Raw genomic sequence first — 21,477 nt, 5'->3', positions numbered from 1 at the left:
GCTAAGCTGGCACCCACACAGCCAAAAGGAAGGCCGCGCGATGCAGATGGATTTCGAACCTCGGGTGCATGTCGATTGGAAAATACCCGGCGGCGAGTTGCTGGCATTGCTGCAGCACTATTACCCGGACATTCCGATTTTCTCCGGGGCCCCGTTCGAGGCGTTGCTGGATGAGCTCAGCAACGAAATGGCCGAGGTCTGCTTTCAGGCCTTGGCGCCCCTGCTGATAACGCACGGTTATGACCTATGGAACCTCGACGCCGGCGCCGATGATTACCGCCCTACCCTTATCCCCAGCGACCAACGCCAGGCGTTTGCCGCGCACTGGCAAAAGCCCCACGGCGGCCTGGCGCTCACCCCCGTACGCATCGAACCCGAAGCACCCGCCGCGCCGGCAAAACCCAAACGCAAAACCGCCAAGCTCAACTGGCTGCAGGAGGTGCACGACTACCCTGCGCCCACCTATGTACAGGCTTACAACTACCGCAACGGTTATGCGGCCATTACCGAACAGGACGAGGATCAGTGGCTGTGTTTTCTGATCGACTTCAACCCCTGGCCACCCACCGAACAGGACGTGCTCGAACACCGACCTGAGGTCGATGCCGCCGACCTTCAGCTTATCGACGCCAGCCCGCAGGGCAGCCTGTGGAAGCGCCGGGTGGTTCGGGGTGAACGCAGCGGCGATGACCGCTACGAATATGAAATTCGCCAAGGCAACACCGTGCAGCGCTTCGGCCCGGCCGGCGAACACTGGCCCGAATTCGAAGACCCTGCGGTAGTGGTGGACGGGGAAATTTTCGAACGCCAGCGCCTGTACGAGCCCGAGCAGGTCACCCGCATCTGGCGGATTACCCCGACCAGCAGCGAGGTCATTTTCGAGTACGCCCATGACCTGCACATCCTGCCCATAGGCGCAGGCCGCCTGCTGTTTATGCGGCACAACGCCCCGCAGTGCTGGATATGGGACCGGCAAACGCCGCACCACACCACGCCCACCCGCCCCTTGCCCACCCACGAGCGCACGCTGGTGGAGGCCACCGCCTACCTGGGCGACGACAACATTCTGCTGTTCAGCGAAACCGACCGGCAAAACCTCGAAGACAGCGCCTACAACGAACACGTGCTCATGGCCTGGCGCTTCAACCTGGTAACCGGCGCCACCGGCAAAGCGCTGCTGGATAGTTTGGGCAGCGAGGTACGCCAAGAGACGCAGATATTTACCAACCAGCCCAAACGCAAAATCACCCTGCGCACCTTCTACGGCCAACTGCACGTCTCCAAAGGCCACGGCGACTGGTGGGTGTGGAACTACCACACCAACAGCTTTGGCACCCAGGCCTTGGCCTGGTGGTGGAACCAGCGAAGCAACCAGGTGCTGAAGCTGACCTCGCGGGATATTCCAAGGGAAAAACCGCCGATCTACTACGTGCCCGGGCAGGATCGCTACCTGGCGTTTGCCGAGCACTTCGTCGCCAGGCTGCCGGTGTTTGACGAGATGGTTGCGGCCAAAGGCGAAGAGTTTTTGCGCTTTGAGTAGTCGTCTGTCGCCGCCAGGGTGCGCCGAGCTTCCCCGGCGAAAAGCACACTTGCTAAACGCCCCCGCTCCCTTCACTGAGGGAGCGTATAAAACTCGTAATCCATGGCGGTGGTGCCATTGTCGCGGTAGCTGATGTACAGCACCTGCGCGTCATTGCTGTCGACAAAGGCATAGGGCCATTTGCCGTTGGCCTTCCTCATTTGCTCGTACAGTGGCGCGAAGAAATCACGGGTCTGGCCTTGTGGATCATAGGGAAACTGCACATGGAAAATCGGGTAACGCCCGCCGTTGCACAGCTCCACTCGCTCGATGGGAACCTTGTTGCTCTCCAGCACCGCGCGGGTCGGATGCTTCCAGCTCGCCAGGTCCACATCATGGCAATCGCTGGCGACTTTGCTGTACAGCTCGGTGTTTTCAAGCGCCGGCGGCAACTGCGCCGCCGCAGCCAAGCCAGGCAACACTAACAACAGCAAGGAAAGAAAACGCGCCACGGTGATTGTCCGTCCGGAAAGAAACGGCAAGTGTAAAAGCAAATGCCGCAGGCTTGCGCAGATGGATTTGGCACCTTCCTTGAATGACCATAAGCGACCGTATTACCTGGGCAAGCGACCCCCGTTTGCAGCCCTACTCCACTTCTAACCGCCACGAGGATTTAGCAATGTCAGACCGCGAGCTCATCATTCCCGAATCCATGGCGCTCATTCCCGAGCGCATTGGCTATGTGCCCGCCGTAAAGGTTGGCGGCACGCTGTTTTGCTCTGGCCAGATTGGGCGAACCGCAGACCTGGTGATTATTGAAGAACCGGAAGCGCAGTTCGTGGCAGCCTGGGAAAATATGCGCGACGTCCTGCACGCCGGTGGCTGCACCTTCGAAGACGTGGTGGATATGACGACCTACCACGTTGACCTCGCCACCCACCTGGACCTTTATCGAGAAGTTCGAGACCGCTTTTTCCCCAGGGGAACTGCTGCCTGGACCTGCATCGGCGTGGCGGCGCTCGCGCACCCGGCCCTGTTGCTGGAAATCAAATGCGTGGCCGTACAACGCCAGCACGGCTAAGCCCTGCTGACCGGGTAAAAACCGGAGCGATTAAGTAAGGTGCAGGTAGCCGATTGCGCCTGGCAGGCAGGAGCACTCAGCCGTTGTCGTGGTAATAACAAGGACCCGTAATGAAACTGATGGCCGCACAAATTTCCTCTATCCCAGGCGACATGGCGGCAAACATCCGCAAGCACGTTGCGGTGGTTGAGCTCGCAGGCAGCCAACGTGCTGACGCCGTGTTTTTCCCTGAGCTGTCGCTTACCGGGTATGAGCCACACCTTGCCCAAGCGCTGGCCATAGGCGCTGGCGATGAGCGCCTGGATGTATTCCAGCGGCTCAGTGATCGCCTCAATCTGCTGATTGCCGTGGGGGTGCCCACGCGTGGTGAACGAGGCAATGAGATCAGCATGATCACCTTCCAGCCAGGCGTGCCGCGCAGCACATATTCCAAACAGCTTTTGCACGCGGATGAGTTGCCGTTCTTTTCCCCAGGCGTGGGGACGCGGGTGTTTGCCTGTGCTGATCAGGTACTGGCACCGGCCATTTGTTATGAGTCGCTGCAGCTACAACACGCCCAACAGGCGGCAGACGCAGGTGCACACGTCTATTGCGCCAGCGTGGCGAAATCCGCGCGGGGCGTGGGCGCTGCCTATGGTCACTATCCACGTATCGCAAAACAGCACGCGCTGACGGTGATGATGGCCAATTGCGTGGGCCCGGCCGACAACTTTGTCAGCGCCGGGCAGTCGGGTTTTTGGGATGCCGATGGCCAATTGATCATTGGCGCGGATGCCGCTGGCGAGGCGCTGGTTAGTTACGAGCTGGGCACCGGCAAGGGAGCGTTGCTGAGTTTATCGGGTAAGGTCTGAGCCCTGGATGGGTGAGAATGCCTTATCACTGAAATAGCAGAACCGCTCTTTTGGGCTTTCGGGCATTCGCGTACGGTCTTGGGCAAGAGCGCTTCCCGGCCTTTGCGATAGCTTCATGTCGCGCGAAATAGCACTTACAGACGTTGGTGCGCTGGGCCCCAGTCAGGAAGTTAATCGCATGTTGCTTGGCCATCGGTTTGAACGCACGGCGCAGGGTGACTTGCATATTCACTCGTACAACCGGGCGCAAAGTATCGCCATTGTGCTGGCAGGCGCAGTCTCGTTAGCCGCGCCGGTGGCGTTTGTGGTGTTTGCGTTCGCCTCCGACATACCGGGGCAGATGCATCCACTGCACCTGCTCTTGATCGTTCTCGCGCTGCTGCTGATTCCCGCGCTCGCTGTGCTGATGGCGGTGTACACCGGCACGCGCGAGACGTTACTGCTGTCGCGCCGCGACGGCGAAGGCAAGCGCCGCACGCAGAACTTTTTTGGCCGCCGCGAGCGCGTGGAGGCATTTAAAATCAAAGGCCCCAAACGCCTGGAACTGCGCCGCCGCCAACACGCCGAGCACCTCTACACCCAGCTGTGGCTAGTGATGCGCGACGGCCCCGAGCACCGCCTGACCACCGACACGGTGCCAGTAGTGCCGGGCAGTAAACGCACCGAGGTGTGGTTACGCGAGCTCGCCGACTACCTGGAAGTGCCCGTGCCAACCGAAGTAGTCGAGATGCCGGCAACCGTTCTAGGAGTACCCCATCAACCTGCTCCAGCGTTAGCCCGCCAAGGCGCGCCAAAGCGCACCCCGCCCAAGGGCAACGGGTCGCCTGCGGCGCAGGAGCCGACCGAGAAAATCGGCATTCCCGGGCGCCTACTGCTGACCCTGATCGGTGCTTTTTTGGCAGTGCTGGAGCTCACTCAGGTTATCGCGCTGGTACGCGCACTCTTTACCGGGCAACTGCGCTTCAGCGGCATGCGCTCGAGCTCATCGAGCTTCTACTGGGCCGAGCAGCCGCTCACCTTTTCACTCAATGTGCTGGCCGGCGTTGCCGAGGTGCTGATCATTGGGTTTATTGCGTGGAGGTGTCTGAGGGTGGCGGTTCAGGGGTGGGTGAAGAGGGATGGGTGAAAGATTGTTTCTCCCTGAAGGAGGCCGCTATTGAGGGATAAATGGGGGTCGGGGTTGGCGAAGGGCCAGAGAGTAGGGAAACAAATCTGAGGATCATCTAGCCGACCTCCCCGCCACCGAGGTGGCGCAAAATTCAAGGTGCGAACATTGTCTTTTGCTGTGAGGAGGCCGTGATGAAATTCTGTGGCATAGACCTGCATTCAAACAATAGCGTTGTGGTGGTCATCGACGAAACAGACCGGGTCCTGGTCTCCCGACGTTGCCCCAATGACCTGAAGAAAATTCTCGACGTACTGGAGCCCTATCGTGCAGAGCTGGCGGGCGCGGTAGTTGAGTCCACTTACAACTGGTACTGGCTGGTTGATGGGCTCATGGCAGCAGGGTATGTGGTCCGGCTAGCCAACCCAGTTGCGATTAAACGCTACGACGGCTTGAAGCATGCTGACGATAAGGATGACGCGTTCTTTTTGGCGCATCTGCTGCGGCTCGGGATTTTGCCAACCGGCTATATCCATCCGCCACAAGAGCGGGCATTGCGAGATTTGGCACGTAAGCGCATTCAATTGGTACGTAGCAGAACACAGCACATTCTTGCCGTTGAGAGCATTTTGGCGCGTCAACTGGGTGGGCGATTGAGTTGCAACGCAGTTAAAGCCCTTTCAGCGACATCCGTTGACAGGCTAGGCCTTCCAACGGATATCGCTTTGGCGATGAAAGCCAACGTCGCCATTATTCAGGCAGTACAGGTTCAGATTGAAGTTATCGAAGATCGCCTGCTGCATGAGGTCGCTTTGCGCCCAGAGTATTCGCTGTTGAAAACTATGCCTGGAGTTGGTCAGGTCCTGGCTACGGTCATTATGTTGGAGACGGGAAATATTGAGCGTTTCGCCGAAGTGGGCAATTTCGCGTCCTATGCACGATGCGTGAAAAGTGGGCATTGCTCGAACGGCAAAAAGAAGGGTGAAGGCAACGCCAAGAACGGTAACGCGTACCTTATTTGGGCCTTCATCGAAGCGGCTAATTTTGCTAGGCGCTTTAGCGATGACGCCAAACGTTTTTTCGAAAAGAAAAAAGCCAAAACCAATTCAGTGGTCGCCACTAAAGCACTGGCTCACAAGTTGGCGCGGGCGAGTTACCACATTTTGAAGGAGAAACAGCCTTTTGATGCCAAGCGCTGTTTCGCTTAGGAGGCGAGTTAGGTGATAGTCGATCAACCAAAAAGGGACTGGTCACGAACCATGAAATCTGAGTGGAGGTCGACTATCACCGCCTGAGTGTGTTGTAACCGGGTCGTCTGCCAAGTGAGCCAGTTGAGACTGGACGTGCCTCGGCACGAGCCACAGTTCTGTGACACGTTTTGGACGCATTGGCGGCACCAACGTTTCTCTGGAGCAGTTAGCTGCTAGGGCTTTGCTTGCAGTAGCGCAATGGCTTGATCCAAATGGGTGTTAGGCACGACTCGGTCGTAGCCAGCAACGAGGAAACGGGTTCGACAGGTTCAACCGATCAGGTTGGCTAACAAAGCAAACCTGCCACTAAAAGTGGCAGGGAGAGGTGGCTTTTAACCTTGACTTGGGATCGGCTAATGGGTGTCCCCTTTTCCCATCGCTAAAACGATGCGGGCACCGATCCTCACACTCACCACCATCGATAGAGTTATGTCAATATGCCATCCATGCCTGTCGGCCTCATCAGCAGGTATCAGTGCCGCTCCAGGAGGTCTATCCGTGCATGAAGCATAAGCCAGTCAAAAATCCTCTGGGCATCCACCGCTGGAAACTGCGCTAGCCATAAATTAGGGCGTGGCCTCCAGCTGATGCCGGCTGTCGGACAGATTCGCGCTCAGGTTTTCCTGAGCATAGAAATTTTCTCGGAAGTATGGTTTCCGGTAGGTGCGTATGGGACATTTAGAACAAACAGCGGCAGATAAAAGCGCTTTAGGTTTTGAGTATCAGGATCTTGTACTCGTCAATATTCTGCTTGGATTAAAACCAGGAGAGCAAATTGGGCTAGAGGTGTTCGATGACGTTCACACCGAGAGTATCACTCAGGATCTCTGCCTTATTCAGGTTAAACATAGTCTTTCCGGAGGAAATATAACCGAGAGGGATATCGACCTGTGGAAGACGCTGTACAACTGGTGGAAATCGGTACCGGAGTTGCCACCCGGCAAAAATATTGAGTTCCAAATATATTCAAACAAAAAACTCAATAATCAAAATCTGATTGTTCTTTTGAAAGCCGCGAAGGAGAACAAGGAAAAAATTATTGAGGCGATTCTGGCTATTTTTGAAGATATCCAAGCGACTGAGGCGCTAAAAGCGCCGACCGATCCGGAAAACCCGATTTTCAGATATGTAAAAGCCCTCGCAACAGCGAATCATGAAGAAATCGAGTTTCTTCTGGAACGCTTCAGCTTTCAGACCGATAACGAAAGTATTAAGCACCAGATAAATAAAAAACTAGCCTATTTTGCCGTACCGGATAGCAAGTTAGATGACACTCGAAAATTCGTAGTTGGAGCTTATAAAGAGTTCAAGGTGGAAAGTATTACCTCGGGTGCAAAAGTGTTAATCACTTATCAGGCTTTCCGAGTTCAGATGGGTTTTGATAGGATCTTGAGATCATCGAGGAGTAACGATGTCGATTATGATAGATTTTATGATAAGTACTATGATTTTCAGCGACTAGAAAACCTATCATTTTTAGGGAGCATTTTTAGCACTCAGTTGTTAGACATTGGTAAGACGGAAGCTGATGCGGTTGAGCACGGAATTGAGATGCTTGCAACTGAAGAGTTGATAGGTGAGTTAAAAAAAGAGGGGGACTTTACTTACCAGGATGATACTCGATTAGAGCAGCAGTGCGAGATGAGCTGGAAAAACATACACAAGCAAGCTCATGGAACATTTTCCCAAGACGGCACTCAGCCCATTTTGGCCGCTCAAGCTTGCTATGAAAAAACCCTGAGTAAAGAGTTGAAAATAAAAAACATTGCACTTCCAGACGGGTTCAGTCGAGGAAAATTCATCAAGCTTTCTAATACCCCGTCGATTGGATGGAAGATAGATTGGCAGGAGCTTTACCTAAAATGAATCCTCTTGTAACGAACGAAGTGCTCGGGGTATTGGCGCTCCAAGCAACGCTGGCATGCATGCCAGATCGAACGATCGAACTTTCCAACTCAATGCTGATTTTGCCGTTAATCTTTAATAAGCGGACTCGCTCAATTTTAAAAAACAAAAACGTGATGTATATCAGTAGTCGCGATCTAGTGCTTTCATTTCCAAAAGACTTCTCCGCCGTAAGTAACCACTTCCTAGATTTTTCATGCATCTCGGTAAACACAGTGTTACTTGCATGCGAAATGGGGGTAGCAAAGTTTGACGAAAGAACTTTATCCCTTGTCTCTGAGGTTTTTACGTCGACGAACCAAAAGTCGATAGGGCAACTAGGAGCCGAAATTTACCTTGCTGCTCCAAGGTTGGCGAAAATTTTAGAAGAAAATAGCACTGAGCTATATCAGAATTTTAGGATCGTTTTATGAGCAGTATTCAAATAAAAAATATACTTCTTTGGCAAAAAAATGGAACTCTTAGAAATTTGGAATTCCTTGAGAACCGGGTTAACGTAATCACTGGGGACTCTGGAAAAGGCAAGTCGTCGATACTCTATATTATAGACTACTGCCTGCTTGCCAGTGAAACGAAAGGAATATCAAAAACCAATATTGACTCCAAAGTTACTTGGTATGGACTCAGGATTAATATTCACGGTCGCGAAATTTTGATTGGACGCCCTTCTGAAGAAAATGCGGAGACCTCTCAAGCGTTTTTCTCTGAGGATGGTATTATTCCAGAAGCACCACACTTTAATATCAAAGTCGACAATCTTAAGAAGATTCTCAACGATGCGTTTGGTATCGACTCCGAGCTGAAAATTCCATATGGTGGCAGGCACATTCGTACCGGCTCTAAAGTTTCCTTTCGGAGCTTTCTTCCTCATAGCTATCAAGATCAGAACGCAATTATTGCTCCTGAGTATTTGTATATACGGCCAGCTGACGGGCGATATCAAGAGTCTATTGAGCGAACTTTTCGAATGGCGCTAGGAGTTGAAAACGCTAAAACCTCGACCGCAAAAACAAAGTTGCTTGATCTCGAGCAGAAGCAGGTAGCTATAGAACGCAAAAGAGAAATCTTCGAAAAAAATAAACTAGCGTTCTCCGACGACTTACAAGGTCTGGGTCGGGAGGCGGCTGCTCTGGGCATAATTGAGGATGTTCCAACCGACGTCGATGCGCTTTTGAAAAAATTGAAAGAGGTGGTAATCGACTCAGATATTCCGTTGCCTGGGAAGGGTGAGACAGAGGCGCTTGAAAAGAAAATATTTTCGCTTCGCTCTAAAAATAAAAAATATGAGTCCTTTGCTGATAAAAAACTTGAGTTCTCCAACTCTACCAAGCAGGCAGAGGATGCATTGCGTCCAGTCGAGTTCTTTAACGAACACCCAGAATTGATCTTCCCATCAGAATTGGCCAATAGCCTCATTCATCATCTTCAAACAGAACTTAGTCGCCTCCGTGCCGCTCTTAAAAGCAAGAGCCAAGCTCCATTTTTGGCAGAGGTGAAAGATTTAATATCAGAAAACACCAAAGAAATTAAAAATTTAGAAGAAAAGCTAGCTGCGTTACAAAAAAACCAGAAATCTCGCTCGAGCCCTAAAGAATATTACAAATATATCGGGAGGCTAGACACAAAAATCCAGCTTTTCAGTGATTCAGATAATCATACGTTTGCATACGATCCTGAAGAGTTTCAGACTAAAGTCGATCAGCTAAAAAGTGTGATTGAGGAAGATAATCTAAAGGTGGAGTTGGCAGAGCAAAAGCTTAACGAGTTTATCAATGACAAACTCAAGAGACTGAAGCTCAAGGGTTACGATAATTTTACCGCTCGGTTTAGTGAGAAAGAGCGCTTGATTCATTTATTTTCCGAGGATTTGTCTTGTGTAGAAAAAATGCCTGACATTGGCAGTGCATCCAACTACCTATATCTTCACTTAGCTTATTTTTTTGCGATCCACCAAGTGGCTAAGCGACACAAAGTGACGTGGATGCCTTCGTTCATGGTTTTGGATCAGCCCAGCACCCCTTACTTCTCTAATGAGGGAGAACCAACGGATGATATTATCAGTCTTGACGCTGCGTTAATTGAGATGAATTCTTTTATCAAGCATATGGACGAAGAGGGGGGATTTCAGATAATACTGCTCGAGCATATCAAGGAAACACATTGGAAACGCCTGGCGTTGGACAGATTTCATTTGGTAGATAAAGAATTGCGTGGAGATTATGGTCTAATCCTCGACTGAGGATATAAAGCGTGAGCACCCTTGCAGCAAACGTGACAAAGGTGCTCCGCTCCTTGAGCTAATATCGGAGCAGCGCCGCTTTATAGTGACGTCCTAGATGAGGCGAACGAACTCGCTCAGACTAAAGCTCTGACCTATCTAATGAACAAAGCGAAGAGTTTTTCAGAATTCGTGAATGGTGCCGTTAACTAAGTCTTCAGTTTTTATCCGAAGGACGAGGCAATGAGTTTTCTTGATCTAGGTGCGACCAAGTAATACCAATTGACGGAGTACTACAAGTTATAAAAAACGGACCTGCCTATTCTTTTCAAAAAAAACACCGCGGAGTAGCAGGTAGCGCTGAATAACAGGGAACTTTGCTCCTCTGAATCGTTAGGTGCCATTCCTAACGGCAGCTTCTGGCCCAGAGTGTGTAAAAACGCTTTCTAGTTGTTGGCGAGTAAGCCTACCTCTCCTGGTTGGCGCGATAGACCGAGCATCTCCAAGATCTGCACCGATAACGCTCCTGAGCTAGCCAGGCGCGCTTTGGCAGCACCTAGTGCAGTTAAAGCTGTGGCTTTTACGCCGTAATCGCCTTCATCAAACCTTCGGTGCCGACGATTTTCATGACTCGCTTCATGTTGTAAGCGAGCACGTTAAGGCTCATCTCAGCGCTGACTCCGACCAGCTTACGAGTGAGGAAATGCGTAGATCCCATCCATTGTTTGAGCGTCCCGAAGGGATGCTCAACAGTTCTTTTCCGGACTCGCATCATGTCCGGCGCCTGATTTAATCGATGCTGCATTTGCTCCAACACCGCTTCATGTTCCCAGCGCCTGACTCGACGATTTTTGCTGGGCGTGCAATGAGATTTCAGCGCACATTTCTGGCAGCTCGAACTCCAGTAGCAGTGCATTTTCAGTCCTTTCTCGATGCTGGAAAAACGCCAGATCAGTGCCTCGCCAGCCGGGCAGATATATTCATTTTTTGTCGCGTCATAAACGAAGGCATCTTTGTTGAACCGCCCATCCGCCTTGGCATTTGAGGTTATCGGCTTTGGCACGTAGGCACTGATATTGGCGTTGTGACAGGCCAGGATTTAAGCCGTCGACTCGATTGGATGAGGTTCAGATAACCGTAGATATAGATCTTCAGCAGGATCGCTGGGTGGTAAGCAGGTCTGCCGGTTTCGGCTGGAATGACGCCATCAAAACCCAACGTAGCAAGGTCAAGTTCATCGACGAAGACATCGACTACGCGCACCGGATTAGTATCGCTGACGTAATCATCGAGGCTCTCAGGAAGCAAGGTGCTTTGGCCTCGGTGTTCACCTTGGATAAACCGTTTCATGGGTTTCCCTCGCGATGAATTTCTCAGAAATCATAGCAAGGGTTTGTCCGAGCGTTTTTACACACTCTGGGCCGATAGCGGACAAACTTCGGTGATGCAGCAGTAGTGTAGAAAGTGCGCCCCAGCGCAACGCTAGCGAGGCCTGCGGGCTGAAGCTGTCTAGATCTCAGCGCCGAGATAGTTGGGGTTAAGCCCAGTAAGGCCGAGATAGATCGGCATAGTTTTAGACAGACTCAACCCACTCCAAATCCAAGGACGGAATACGTATATGCGCATATTTGCTAGCCTGGTTATCCCATTCATTTTGGTTTCTTTAAGCGCTTCGGCAGCAGATGCTCCGTGTACGGTAACTTGCTCTCAGGCGGAGTATTACGAGGCAGCCATGCCCAAGTGGGAAAAAGTCCGAAACGACGTCGAGAAACGATGGGCGTTTCTGCTTCAGCAGGCCGGGCAAGAACCAAACCCCACTTCACTCAAGGATCTGCAAGCCGCCAGGTCGAGTTGGGAGAACTACCGCGACTCGTTCTGCGAGTCCGTGTCCAGAACCTATGGCGGGGCATGGGCCAGTTCCCATGAGGCGGATTGCCGAACGCGAGTTGGTGAAGACTTTCTAAAGTCATCTAGCGGATACGGCTGGTAAGCGGGACGGAAAAGGGACTACCGGAATAGGGTTCAGATTTATCTACCCCCTACACAAAACCTCAAAGCAGCCCCGCCGTAGCAAACGAAAAAGGCTCCCCCTTCCCCACCACAAAGTGATCCAGCACGGTGATCTCGATCAGCGCCAACGCCTCCTGAATTCGCTTGGTCAAAACACGATCTGAGTGACTCGGTGTGGTAAACCCGGAAGGATGGTTATGCACCAGAATCACCGCGGTAGCGTTACGCGCCAGCGCGCGCTGCACGATAAGACGCGGGAATACGGACGACTGATTGACGGTGCCGGTAAACAGCGTTTCGAAGCCGATGATCTTGTTGGCTGAGTCCAGAAGCAAAATGCCGAACAGTTCATTTGGTTGGCCAGCCAGCTTTAGGCGCAAGTAATCCGGCACTTGGCTCGGGTCGGTTATCCAGCCTTCGCGTTGGAACAGCTTGCTCTCCAGCAACTGCACCGCCTGGTTTATAAGCAGCCTCTCCTTTCCGGTAAGCGGCGTGGAAAAGGTGCTTTCTGCTGCGCCGTAAGAGTGAGTCATACCAACCTCCTGTCCAGACTTAGATGGGCTGATCCGAGGGCGGTACCCGCGAGCGGACAACCTGGCGATCTGCATGGCAGCACACATTCTGCCTTCAGACAGCCAATTCTACGTTTTTCGTAGAGAAAAAGGCAATGCAATCTACGAATATCGCAGGATGAAAAAACATCCCGGCACCAATACCTCTACGTTAAGTCGCCGCCTACGGCAGGCACGTCAACGGGCAGGTCTCGCGCAAGACAAGCTCGGCGTTCTGGTGGGACTCGACGAGTCATTGAGTAGCGCGCGAATGAGCCGCTACGAGAGCGGCATTCACGAACCAACAAGTCAATTTGTGGCAGCAATAGCTAAGGTGTTGGGCCTGTCTCCCGCCTTCTTCTACTGCGAGGACGATCAACTCGCTGATCTCATTCTTGCTTACTCGTCAGCCTCACCAGCTCAGCGCGAAGAGATTTGGCAATTCACTCACGCATGTGTCACGTCGGACAGCGAGCATTCCGAGTAACTGGTTGGATCGAAATAGGCCTGCCTCCAAATCACGCGCTGTTTTTCTCCACCGCTTGCACCCAGTCACCACACGAGAAAGCGCACGGATTTATTTTGCTGGTCTAGCGTTCTAATTGACGGCCACCTAAGCATGAAAATAAATCCGTCCCCATCAGCTTCTGTTGGGCTTTTAAGCCTGCGCGTTGGCGGGCTAACAATAATTTCGCACGGGACCGTGCGCTTCTCGGATTACGGATAACCACCATGCACGTGTTCTCAACCGTGATTGGCGTCAGCCTCCTGATGTTGGCAGGCCAGCTCCAGGCCGCCGAAGCCCAGCCGGCGGTGCAAGCCGCCACCGAAGACAAGGCCGAAGTGCTGGAGCAAAAAGCGGCAGAGAAGGTCAGCCTCGAAGCCGCGCCTCAAGCGACGCCGCTGGGCAAAACCGAGGTTCAGGCTGTCGACCCCGCAGGCAAAGCGCCTATGGACGACGCCATTACTTGCCTCTCCCGCACGATCTACTGGGAGGCCAAAGGCGGTGCGAGCGAAGATATGGAAGCGGTGGCGAGTGTGGTGCTGAACCGTCTGGGTACTGAGGGATTCCCCGATACGGTGTGCGAAGTGGTTAAACAGGGTTCAGAAAAAAGTCCTTGTCAGTTTTCCTGGTGGTGTGACGGCCGATCCGATCAGGTCGAGGAAGAAAGCCGCTACACCGTCGCCAAAGAAATCGCCCGCAAAGCGCTTAACCAGGAACTGCCAGACAGCACCCATGGTGCGCTGTTTTTCCACGACCGCAGCGCCTCTCTGGATTGGTCCAAGCGCTATATAAAGACCAAGGAAATCGGCAGTTTCATATTCTATAAACCCAAGAATATTGCAGCACGCTAGCCGCTCTGGCTTGCCAAAAAACCAAGCCCGCCCTCCCCTCAGCGATTACGTTGCCACGCCCCATGGCTGCTGGCCGCCTAAAAAGCGGCTTCCTCTCTCACGCAACCAGCAAGGCAGCCGCTGATTTCTCCACGCCTGCAATCGCACCTGACACGCCGCCGGCCTTTTCCCTGAGGTAAAGGAACGCCACTCACCAGCGTTGTTCAAGCGACAGCGGCAGGCGCAGGGGCGCAATCGGACTTTGGCGGGACGGGGTCCGCTTTTCGCTCCGCGTGTACGACAGTTTTTCAGATTGCATACACATCCGGTACATTACCGCGCCCTCATCCGAGGCTTCAGCTTGCTGGCGCCGGCTTCCATGGCGAACATCAAAAAAATGCAGCATGAATTACGAAGGATTGAACCCTGCCGATGCTGGCTTATAGACGTGAAATAGATGGCCTGAGGGCCTTGGCCGTTCTACCCGTATTGCTTTGTCATGCTGGCCTTGGCTTTTTCAGCGGTGGTTTCGTTGGCGTAGACATTTTCTTCGTCATCAGTGGTTATCTCATCACCTCGATCATTCTTGACGAGGTGCAAGCAGGTGCCTTCTCGTTCATTTCGTTCTACGAGCGCAGAGCGCGGCGCATTCTGCCGGCGTTGTTCGTGGTGATGAGTGTGTCCACGCTGTTTGCGTGCCTATGGATGATGCCCGACGAGCTCAAAAACTTCGGCCAATCGATTCTGGCGACCACCCTGTTCTCAAACAACATGCTGCTGGCCGTTACCACCGGTTATTGGCAGATGGCGAGTGAGTTCAAGCCATTGCTGCATACCTGGAGCCTGGGGGTGGAAGAGCAGTACTACCTGGTGTTCCCGCTCGTGCTGCTGTTCGCTTGGCGCCGTTTCAAAAGCAAGCTCGGTTTGATGCTGGCTCTGGTATTTGTGAGCAGTCTCGTGCTGTCCCTAGTGGCATCCATCGCCCGCCCGGACATGGGATTTTATGTACTCCCCACCCGGGCGTGGGAGCTGTTGGCCGGGGCGCAAGCAGCGCTCTATTTACGCCACCATGCACACATCAACCGTAGCCACATCAGAAACCAGTTGCTGAGTGGTGCGGGACTGGCGCTGATCCTGGCGTCGATCGTGTTCTTCACACCACAGACCCGCACGCCCGGCCTTTACGCACTCATCCCTACAAGCGGGGCGGTGTTGATCATATTTTTCGCCACCGAAAAAACCCTCGCCCACCGCCTGTTGGCTAGCCGGGTAATGGTGGCAACAGGCTTGATCAGCTACAGCCTGTATTTGTGGCATCAACCGCTGTTTGCGTTTGCGAGAATCTATTCGGTCACGCCACCCAGCGTTTATGTCTACCTCGGCTTGATCGTGGCCACCTTCCTGTTGGCCGCTGCCAGCTGGAAATTTGTCGAGCTTCCGTTTCGTAATCGCAGACACATCAGCAGCCGCGCCGTCTGGACACTGGCCGTCGTTTTCTCGCTATCGTTCGTTGCATTTGGCACCTATCTGGACCGCAGCTACGGTTGGCCATCCCGGGTGTTTGACGCCTCGGTAAAAATGGAGGAAATGGACAAGCGCATCTACAACTCGAGGGTCTTCAGCTATAAGAAAGACACCTTCGCTACAGACAATTCTTTGAAGATTTTGGTAGTCGGCGACAGTTTTGGCAGGGACCTGGTCAATATGATGACCGAGTCGTTCAGCCTGAAAAATGTTGACGTGGTGTACCGCGACGACCTGGGCCTGTGCCTCTCGCCGTTCCCCAGTGAAACGGCCAAGTCGCTCTACAACGCGGCCGAAGTGATTGTAATTGCCCGCGCCACCGTACCGGCCTGCATAGACACAAACACTGAGTTTGCCCGGCTAAACCACAAGAAACTTTTCTACCTTGGCACCAAGCATTTTGGTTACAACCTGAACTGGCTGGTTCAACTCGACAGGCACGAGCGAGCCAATCGGACCAATCAACTGTTGGCGACCACCGTAAGTTTTGAGAAACAAATGGCCGAAACAGTACCGGCCGAGAATTACATCTCGATACTGGCCGTCACTGCTATAAACGGCGCCATACCGATCACCGACGCGGCCGGGCAGTTGCTAAGCACCGACCGCACTCACCTCACTCGATACGGCGCGAAGTACTTTGGCGAGAAGGTGATCAAGCCGAGTCCGCTGGGGGCGCTGATACAAGCGGCGCAATTAGCACACTGAGACAGGTGCGCTTTGTCCACGTTTGCGTAAGGTAAGGGAGCGCCACTCACCAGCGTTGTTCAAGTGACAGCGGCAGGCGCAGGGGCGCAATCGGGCCTTCGCGAGAGCCGCACATTTCGTCATGAACACAATGCTGTATCAGCTCACAGGGCACCCGCGGCATTGCTTGCAGCAGCTCGCGGACCTGGGTGGTTGAGCGCAGGTGCAGCACCTTGCCGTGCTCGTCGCGCAGCAGTTGAAGGCCCGAAGCCAGGCGTGCTTGCAGCAGGTAAAAGCCGCCCTCCAGGGACACCACTTCAAGCCCTTCGACACTGCCTGCCTGCGCGGCCGCGCCAAGTTGTTGGAGATTCATTGCCCGTTCCTCCTTTCAGTCAGACGTGCACTTGCCACAGCCAGTGGCAAGCGCCTCGCGTTGCTTGCCTTTCAATGCGCCGTCGGCGTGGCGTCGCGACGGAAAAACAGGGTGACCTGGCCCAGTTCTATGCCGAGTTTGCTCATGCTTGAACGGTTGATCAGGGTGTCTTCGTCCATGAGGTACATCCAGTCATCGAAGTCGACATCCCAGGTGGTGCCATCCACGTCCAGCTTGAGTTGATAGCGCCAGCGCAGGGCGTTACCGGCTATTTCGCCTTCGGCCTCGCCAATCACGTCGGCGGCGCGGCCGCGCCAGCGACCATCGCCGGTTGGCGTCAGGTGCCATACCCGCTGTTGGCGGGTACCGTCGCTGTAAAGAAAACGCTCGTCGAGAATCAGCTGCTCGCCTTCGCGGTGGCTGGTGATATCGACTTTGAAGCGCTTGACCACTTCACCCGAGCGATTCTGGAAGATGCCCCAGGCCTGCACCGGTCTGGAGAAAAACCCTGGCAAATCCAGTTGCGGCCGTTGCGCGGCGTACCGCTCAACCTCGATACCGCCACAACCACTGAGCAACAGGCCCACCAACAGCCATATCCCGACACGCATCGTCGACCTCCTCACGGGTTTGTCTCATTGAGCCCCAGCAGCTCGCGACGGAGCTGGGGATTACGGGTGCGGGTATCCAGCCAGATGGCGAAGAACGCGCGGGAAAGATCGACATCGGTTACCGCGTGGCGGAACTCGCTATCAACATAGAAACGGCCGCCCTTGCCCGGCAGGTAGACACCGGTAATGCGCTGGCCCGGCTGAACATCGACGAAAGCCTTGCGCAGCTCGACGCCCCAGGCGGCCAGTTGGGCGTCATCGACCGAGCCCGCTCCGAGCCGCCGCATTTCGTCCAGGCTGGCCTCTACCAGCGTGTCGCGCGATAGCTCGCGCAGGTAGGTCAGCTCCAGGGCAAAAGGCTGCTCCCAGCTCACGGCCGGCGCGCCAGACCACAAGCGAGCGTGATAGACGCGCAAGCCGAACCAGGTGAAGTCGCCTTGGCCGACCAGCGCGGGCTCAGGTAAGTCGCTGCGCCAATCCGCCCAACCTGTAGAGCTCATCAGCAGCACACACAACGCAATCGCGCCGCGCCATGGCGAGGCGAAGGAATTTGCCAGGCCCATGGGAGCCCTCCGGGAGTGGTCGATGCAGCGAAATACTTATACAGATTTCATTTTTTGCATAGGTTTTTCTAAAGTGCACTTGGCTCAGCCGGTCGCGTTGCATTGCTTGGCAGCGGGGAAACTCGAATACCGACCACGTACACCACCACGTATTTCTACGCGCTGCCCATGAAGAAAATGCCAAGCGCACGGTGTGGGTACCTGAAGTCGGCTTACCTGCATGTCGTCGCCGATGCGCTCACCTCGGTTCTGGCCATTGTGGCGCTGCTGGCCGGCCACTATCTGGGCTGGGTATGGCTGGACCCGGTAATCGGCATCGTCGGTGCGGTTGTAATTGCCCGTTGGGCCTGGAGCCCGATCGGCATCACGGCCGCCGTGCTGCTGGACCAAACCGACGAGCACATCGCCGAGGAAATTCGCGAGCTCGTCGAACAGCCCGGTGATGTAACCATCACCGACCTGCATGTCTGGCGGGTGGGGCCGCAAGCGCATGCGGCAATCGTCAGCGTTATCGGCCAAAGCACCACGAACGCCGAGGGCATTCGCGAGCGACTCAAATGGGTGCATGAAGTCAGCCACCTGACCGTTGAATTTCGCATGGACTGATTTCAGCAAGTAGCACTGACGATGGCCAAAGAAATCGAGAACCCTGCATCTCGCTTTGTCAGTTAATCGGCGATCTGTGCGTGAGCTGCGGACGTAGCAAAGATGACATCAGAAAGTGGACGAATGAAGCGGCCGGAAAAAATGGCCGCTGTGCAACGGGCAGCTGCACGCCTGAAAGGGTTGAAGAAACCGCACGGTTAAAACACTCTCTGGCGGTCCGCTTTTTGGCCAAGACCGGCCTGTGCTAAACGCTCCCAATCGGCCAATAGCAGTCAAAGCAAGGTCCTCGGACATCACCCGACATTCAGAGAGCGAGCATTCCCAAGAAAGCCAAGGTGGCCGCTCAGCTTAAGGCCTCTTTGTGTATGGTCCATTATCATCAACGGCCCACCTGAAGGTGATGCCTTGCTCCAAAGTCATAAACCCTACTTCAGTCATGCTACTCAAGGTGCCTTATGAGTTTGATATTCGAACTGAACAGCGAAGCTCACGTGCTGATATGCGGAGCCAGCAGAGGCATCGGCCTGGCACTGTGCGCGGCTTTGCTCGCTCGCGATGATGTCACTCAGGTGTGGGCAGTAGCGCGAAAAGCCAGCACCGCCACTGAACTGGCAAGGCTTGCAGATCAATATGGCGACCGCCTGAAACGAGTCGACTGCGACGCGTGCAATGAGCAATCGCTCGAAGCACTCGTGAGCGATGCGCTTGGGGAATGCGACCATCTGCACCTCGTCATCAGTACGCTAGGCATTCTTCATCAGGACGGCGCAAAAGCAGAAAAGGGTCTGGCACAACTGACCCTTGCGAGCATGCAAGCGAGCTTTGCGACCAATACGTTTGCTCCAATCCTGCTGCTTAAGCACCTACTGCCGTTATTGCGCAAACAACCGTCTACCTTCGCGGCGCTCTCCGCGAGAGTTGGCTCTATTGGCGATAACCGATTGGGTGGCTGGTACAGCTACAGAGCCAGCAAAGCGGCGCTCAACCAGTTGCTACACACGGCCAGTATCGAATTAAAACGCCTCAACCCTGCTTCTACTGTCCTGGCAATACACCCAGGCACGACTGACACGGAGCTGTCTCAGCCATTCCAGGCGAACGTGCCTGATGGCCAACTGTTCGAACCGGCGTTCTCAGCCGATCGCATTATTGAGTTGGTAGGCGCACATGGACCGTCCGACAGCGGGACCTTCTGGGCCTGGGACGACAAACCCATTGTGTGGTGAATTATTTTACTCGCGAAAACTTGATAGGTATCAGCCCGGTCCGTCTTGTCTGACCGGCTGATTTCGGCTAATTGCTTGACCGCTTCGATTTAGAATTCTTCGGGATAACGCTGGTTGCTCATGGCACTTCCTAATGGGCCTTAGTTTAAGGCTTGGAGGTGTCTACGAAACTGAATCGCCCCGGCTTTTCTAGACACCCTATGACCGCTTCTGGCTAAAGCGGGCCTTCGCTGGCGCCAACCATCTGCTAGAACGTGCCTTAAAATCGCAGGCAGCTGAAAAGCCTTTGCCGTCTGCTTGCGCCCGCTGCATTCAAACCTTGAACCGCGCCACCATCCCGTTAAGGCCCACTGCCAGACGCGACAGTTCCTGGCTAGCGGCCGCCGTCTGGTTCGCGCCGGCGGAGGATTGCAGGGAGAGGTCGCGGATGTTGGTCAGGTTACGGTCCACCTCCCTCGCCACTTGTGCCTGTTCTTCCGAGGCGCTGGCAATCACCAGGTTGCGCTCGTTGATGGTGGAAATGGCCTGGGCAATTTCATCCAACGCCGAGCCGGCCGCACGGGCGACGTCCAGGGTCGAGCGTGCCCGTTCGGTACTGCTCTGCATGGCGCTGACGGCCTGGTCGGTGCCCTGACGAATGCCGCCCACCATCTGTTCGATTTCCTGGGTGGATTGCTGGGTGCGATGGGCCAGGGCGCGCACTTCATCGGCTACCACGGCAAAGCCCCGCCCGGCTTCACCGGCGCGGGCCGCTTCGATGGCGGCGTTAAGGGCCAGCAGGTTGGTCTGCTCGGCAATGGAGCGAATGACATCGAGCACTTTGCTGATGTCGCGCACCTGGTTGGCCAGGGCCTCCACCTGGCTGCCGGAGCTGGTTACATCATCGGCCAGGCTGGAGATGGAATTGACGGTTTGCAGCACTTGCTCGCGCCCACGCTGGGTGGTGCGGTCTGTATCGCGCGACGCCTCGGAGGTGATAACCGCGTTGCGGGCAACCTCCTCCACCGCCGCAGTCATCTCGTTTACGGCGGTAGCAGCCTGTTCGATTTCGCCACTTTGTTGGTGCAGGCCACGGGTAGAGTCTTCAGTGACCGCCGTGAGTTCTTCCGAGGCGCTGGCTAACTGGTTGGAGGAGTCAGCAATGCCTTGAATGGTGCTGCGCAGGCTCTGCTGCATGGTTTTCAAGGCGTCCATCAAGCGCGCCGGCTCGTCGGTGCCGTCCACCTCGATGTGCTGGGTCAGGTCACCCGAGGCCACCACCTGCGCTACGCCCACAGCGCGCAACAGCGGCAGCACGATGCTGCGGGTCAGTAGCAGGGCGAGGATTACCGTAACCACCCCGGCCAACACCATGGTCACCACCATGCTGATCATGGCGCTGGTATAAACCTTGGCCGAATGCTCGTTGGCCGCACGGGCGCCCTCGGTGTTTAGTGCGGTCAGGGCGTCCAGCTCTTTGGCCAGGGCGTCGGCGTATTGCACCAGAGGACCGTTGGACACGTTCGCCGCCTCGTCGAATTTCTTCTGCCGCGCGAACTCCGCCAACTTGTGCTGCTCGACCAGATAGCTTTGCAAGGCGCTGGCAAACCGCTCGTAAGCGGCACGCTCCTGTTCACTGGAAATCAACGCCTGGTAGTCGTTTTGATACTTGGCCAGGTCGGCTTTCAGCTTTTCAGAGCGCGCGGTGTTGTTCTGCTGGTCCTGATCGCTTTGGTTAAGCACCAAGCGCAAGGTAACCGTACGTAAGCGCAAGGTGCTTTGCGCCATCCGGTCCAACGCCAGAATGCTCGGCAACCAGTTTTCCGAGACTTCCAGCGAGTCATCACGCAGTTCAGACATTTTCAGCACGCCAAAGCCGCCCAGCAGAAAGACCAACAGCGCCAGCAGGCCAAAACCCAAGCCTGCGCGGGGGGCGATATTCAGTTTTCGCAACATAGCTACTTTCCTTCTTGTCGCAACGCAGGTGGGCTCATGCCCACAGGTAATGAAGAGCCCTTGATCGTGGTCACTTTCCCTGGCATTTCTTAAGCAAAACTTAAGATACTGGCCCAATGGCATCAAG

19 protein-coding genes and 3 pseudogenes are annotated in these 21,477 nt (G+C 54.6%); 15 read left to right on the top strand and 7 right to left on the bottom strand.

What is annotated here, in order from left to right:
- The first annotated feature begins 40 nt into the window (after window positions 1-40).
- On the top strand, window positions 41-1,540 hold the full coding sequence (locus PKE98_RS08000) for a hypothetical protein (protein ID WP_271194733.1): 1,500 nt from the start codon (window positions 41-43) through the stop codon (window positions 1,538-1,540).
- 71 nt (window positions 1,541-1,611) lie between these two features.
- On the opposite strand, the gene PKE98_RS07995 is transcribed toward PKE98_RS08000, so the two are convergent.
- Window positions 1,612-2,031 (bottom strand): hypothetical protein, encoded by a 420-nt coding sequence (locus PKE98_RS07995; protein ID WP_271194732.1) that lies wholly within the window; start codon window positions 2,029-2,031, stop codon window positions 1,612-1,614.
- Between the two features lie 167 nt (window positions 2,032-2,198).
- Here PKE98_RS07995 and PKE98_RS07990 point away from each other — a divergent pair, with 167 nt between their 5' ends.
- From PKE98_RS07990 to PKE98_RS07960, 7 genes are all read left to right on the top strand, one after another.
- Window positions 2,199-2,600, top strand: a complete 402-nt coding sequence (locus tag PKE98_RS07990; RefSeq protein WP_271194731.1) for a RidA family protein — start codon at window positions 2,199-2,201, stop codon at window positions 2,598-2,600.
- 110 nt (window positions 2,601-2,710) lie between these two features.
- Window positions 2,711-3,451, top strand: coding sequence for a carbon-nitrogen hydrolase family protein (locus PKE98_RS07985; RefSeq protein WP_271194730.1), 741 nt, complete (start codon window positions 2,711-2,713; stop codon window positions 3,449-3,451).
- Between the two features lie 178 nt (window positions 3,452-3,629).
- A complete protein-coding gene (locus PKE98_RS07980) occupies window positions 3,630-4,577 on the top strand; it encodes a hypothetical protein (RefSeq protein WP_271194867.1) in 948 nt (315 codons plus the stop codon).
- A gap of 173 nt (window positions 4,578-4,750) precedes the next feature.
- On the top strand, window positions 4,751-5,764 hold the full coding sequence (locus PKE98_RS07975) for an IS110 family RNA-guided transposase (RefSeq protein ID WP_271194729.1): 1,014 nt from the start codon (window positions 4,751-4,753) through the stop codon (window positions 5,762-5,764).
- Window positions 5,765-6,475: 711 nt separating this feature from the next.
- On the top strand, window positions 6,476-7,672 hold the full coding sequence (locus PKE98_RS07970; RefSeq protein ID WP_271194728.1) for a hypothetical protein: 1,197 nt from the start codon (window positions 6,476-6,478) through the stop codon (window positions 7,670-7,672).
- Window positions 7,669-8,124 carry a hypothetical protein gene (locus PKE98_RS07965; RefSeq protein ID WP_271194727.1) on the top strand — a complete coding sequence of 152 codons (456 nt, stop codon included), beginning with the start codon at window positions 7,669-7,671 and terminating at the stop codon, window positions 8,122-8,124. The genes PKE98_RS07970 and PKE98_RS07965 overlap by 4 nt, the downstream gene beginning before the upstream one ends.
- A complete protein-coding gene (locus PKE98_RS07960) occupies window positions 8,121-9,950 on the top strand; it encodes a DUF3732 domain-containing protein (RefSeq protein WP_271194726.1) in 1,830 nt (609 codons plus the stop codon). The genes PKE98_RS07965 and PKE98_RS07960 overlap by 4 nt, the downstream gene beginning before the upstream one ends.
- A 559-nt stretch (window positions 9,951-10,509) precedes the next feature.
- On the opposite strand, the pseudogene PKE98_RS07955 reads toward PKE98_RS07960, so the two are convergent.
- Window positions 10,510-11,279, bottom strand: a pseudogene (locus PKE98_RS07955) (transposase).
- Between the two features lie 268 nt (window positions 11,280-11,547).
- Between PKE98_RS07955 and PKE98_RS27055 the strand changes: the two are divergent.
- On the top strand, window positions 11,548-11,919 hold the full coding sequence (locus PKE98_RS27055; RefSeq protein ID WP_373877822.1) for a lysozyme inhibitor LprI family protein: 372 nt from the start codon (window positions 11,548-11,550) through the stop codon (window positions 11,917-11,919).
- A gap of 61 nt (window positions 11,920-11,980) precedes the next feature.
- Here PKE98_RS27055 and PKE98_RS07950 read toward each other — a convergent pair whose 3' ends face one another.
- A complete protein-coding gene (locus PKE98_RS07950; protein ID WP_271194725.1) occupies window positions 11,981-12,472 on the bottom strand; it encodes a JAB domain-containing protein in 492 nt (163 codons plus the stop codon).
- A 73-nt stretch (window positions 12,473-12,545) separates the two neighbouring features.
- Between PKE98_RS07950 and PKE98_RS07945 the strand changes: the two genes are divergently transcribed.
- From PKE98_RS07945 to PKE98_RS07935, 3 genes are all read left to right on the top strand, one after another.
- Window positions 12,546-12,977 (top strand): helix-turn-helix domain-containing protein, encoded by a 432-nt coding sequence (locus PKE98_RS07945; protein WP_271194724.1) that lies wholly within the window; start codon window positions 12,546-12,548, stop codon window positions 12,975-12,977.
- A 245-nt stretch (window positions 12,978-13,222) separates the two neighbouring features.
- On the top strand, window positions 13,223-13,846 hold the full coding sequence (locus tag PKE98_RS07940) for a cell wall hydrolase (protein ID WP_271194723.1): 624 nt from the start codon (window positions 13,223-13,225) through the stop codon (window positions 13,844-13,846).
- A 411-nt stretch (window positions 13,847-14,257) separates the two neighbouring features.
- Complete coding sequence (locus tag PKE98_RS07935) at window positions 14,258-16,057, top strand: acyltransferase family protein (RefSeq protein ID WP_271194722.1); 1,800 nt, start codon at window positions 14,258-14,260, stop codon at window positions 16,055-16,057.
- 46 nt (window positions 16,058-16,103) lie between these two features.
- Here the strand turns inward: PKE98_RS07935 and PKE98_RS07930 are convergent, their stop codons facing one another.
- The 3 genes from PKE98_RS07930 to PKE98_RS07920 all read right to left on the bottom strand — a co-directional run bounded on the left by PKE98_RS07930 (window position 16,104) and on the right by PKE98_RS07920 (window position 17,583).
- Window positions 16,104-16,409: a DUF6482 family protein gene (locus PKE98_RS07930; RefSeq protein ID WP_271194721.1), complete on the bottom strand. Its 306-nt coding sequence runs from the start codon at window positions 16,407-16,409 to the stop codon at window positions 16,104-16,106.
- 71 nt (window positions 16,410-16,480) lie between these two features.
- Window positions 16,481-17,020: a DUF3833 domain-containing protein gene (locus tag PKE98_RS07925; RefSeq protein ID WP_271194720.1), complete on the bottom strand. Its 540-nt coding sequence runs from the start codon at window positions 17,018-17,020 to the stop codon at window positions 16,481-16,483.
- A gap of 11 nt (window positions 17,021-17,031) precedes the next feature.
- Entirely contained in the window at window positions 17,032-17,583 is a 552-nt protein-coding gene (locus PKE98_RS07920; protein WP_271194719.1) for a chalcone isomerase family protein, read from the bottom strand.
- Between the two features lie 201 nt (window positions 17,584-17,784).
- On the opposite strand from PKE98_RS07920, the pseudogene PKE98_RS07915 reads away from it, so the two are divergent.
- The 3 genes and pseudogenes from PKE98_RS07915 to PKE98_RS07905 all read left to right on the top strand — a co-directional run.
- Window positions 17,785-18,189 (top strand): annotated as a pseudogene (locus PKE98_RS07915) (cation diffusion facilitator family transporter); the annotation flags it as partial.
- Between the two features lie 21 nt (window positions 18,190-18,210).
- Window positions 18,211-18,390 (top strand): annotated as a pseudogene (locus PKE98_RS07910) (DUF1289 domain-containing protein).
- 254 nt (window positions 18,391-18,644) lie between these two features.
- On the top strand, window positions 18,645-19,415 hold the full coding sequence (locus PKE98_RS07905; protein WP_271194717.1) for an SDR family NAD(P)-dependent oxidoreductase: 771 nt from the start codon (window positions 18,645-18,647) through the stop codon (window positions 19,413-19,415).
- Window positions 19,416-19,727: 312 nt separating this feature from the next.
- Here PKE98_RS07905 and PKE98_RS07900 read toward each other — a convergent pair whose 3' ends face one another.
- A complete protein-coding gene (locus PKE98_RS07900) occupies window positions 19,728-21,350 on the bottom strand; it encodes a methyl-accepting chemotaxis protein (protein WP_271194716.1) in 1,623 nt (540 codons plus the stop codon).
- Between the last annotated feature and the right edge of the window lie 127 nt (window positions 21,351-21,477).

Source organism: Pseudomonas turukhanskensis, from assembly GCF_027922365.1.
GTDB classification, from domain to species: domain Bacteria; phylum Pseudomonadota; class Gammaproteobacteria; order Pseudomonadales; family Pseudomonadaceae; genus Aquipseudomonas; species Aquipseudomonas turukhanskensis.
Note: the sequence above shows the minus strand (reverse complement) of the source record. Positions and strands in the feature narration are given on the sequence as shown.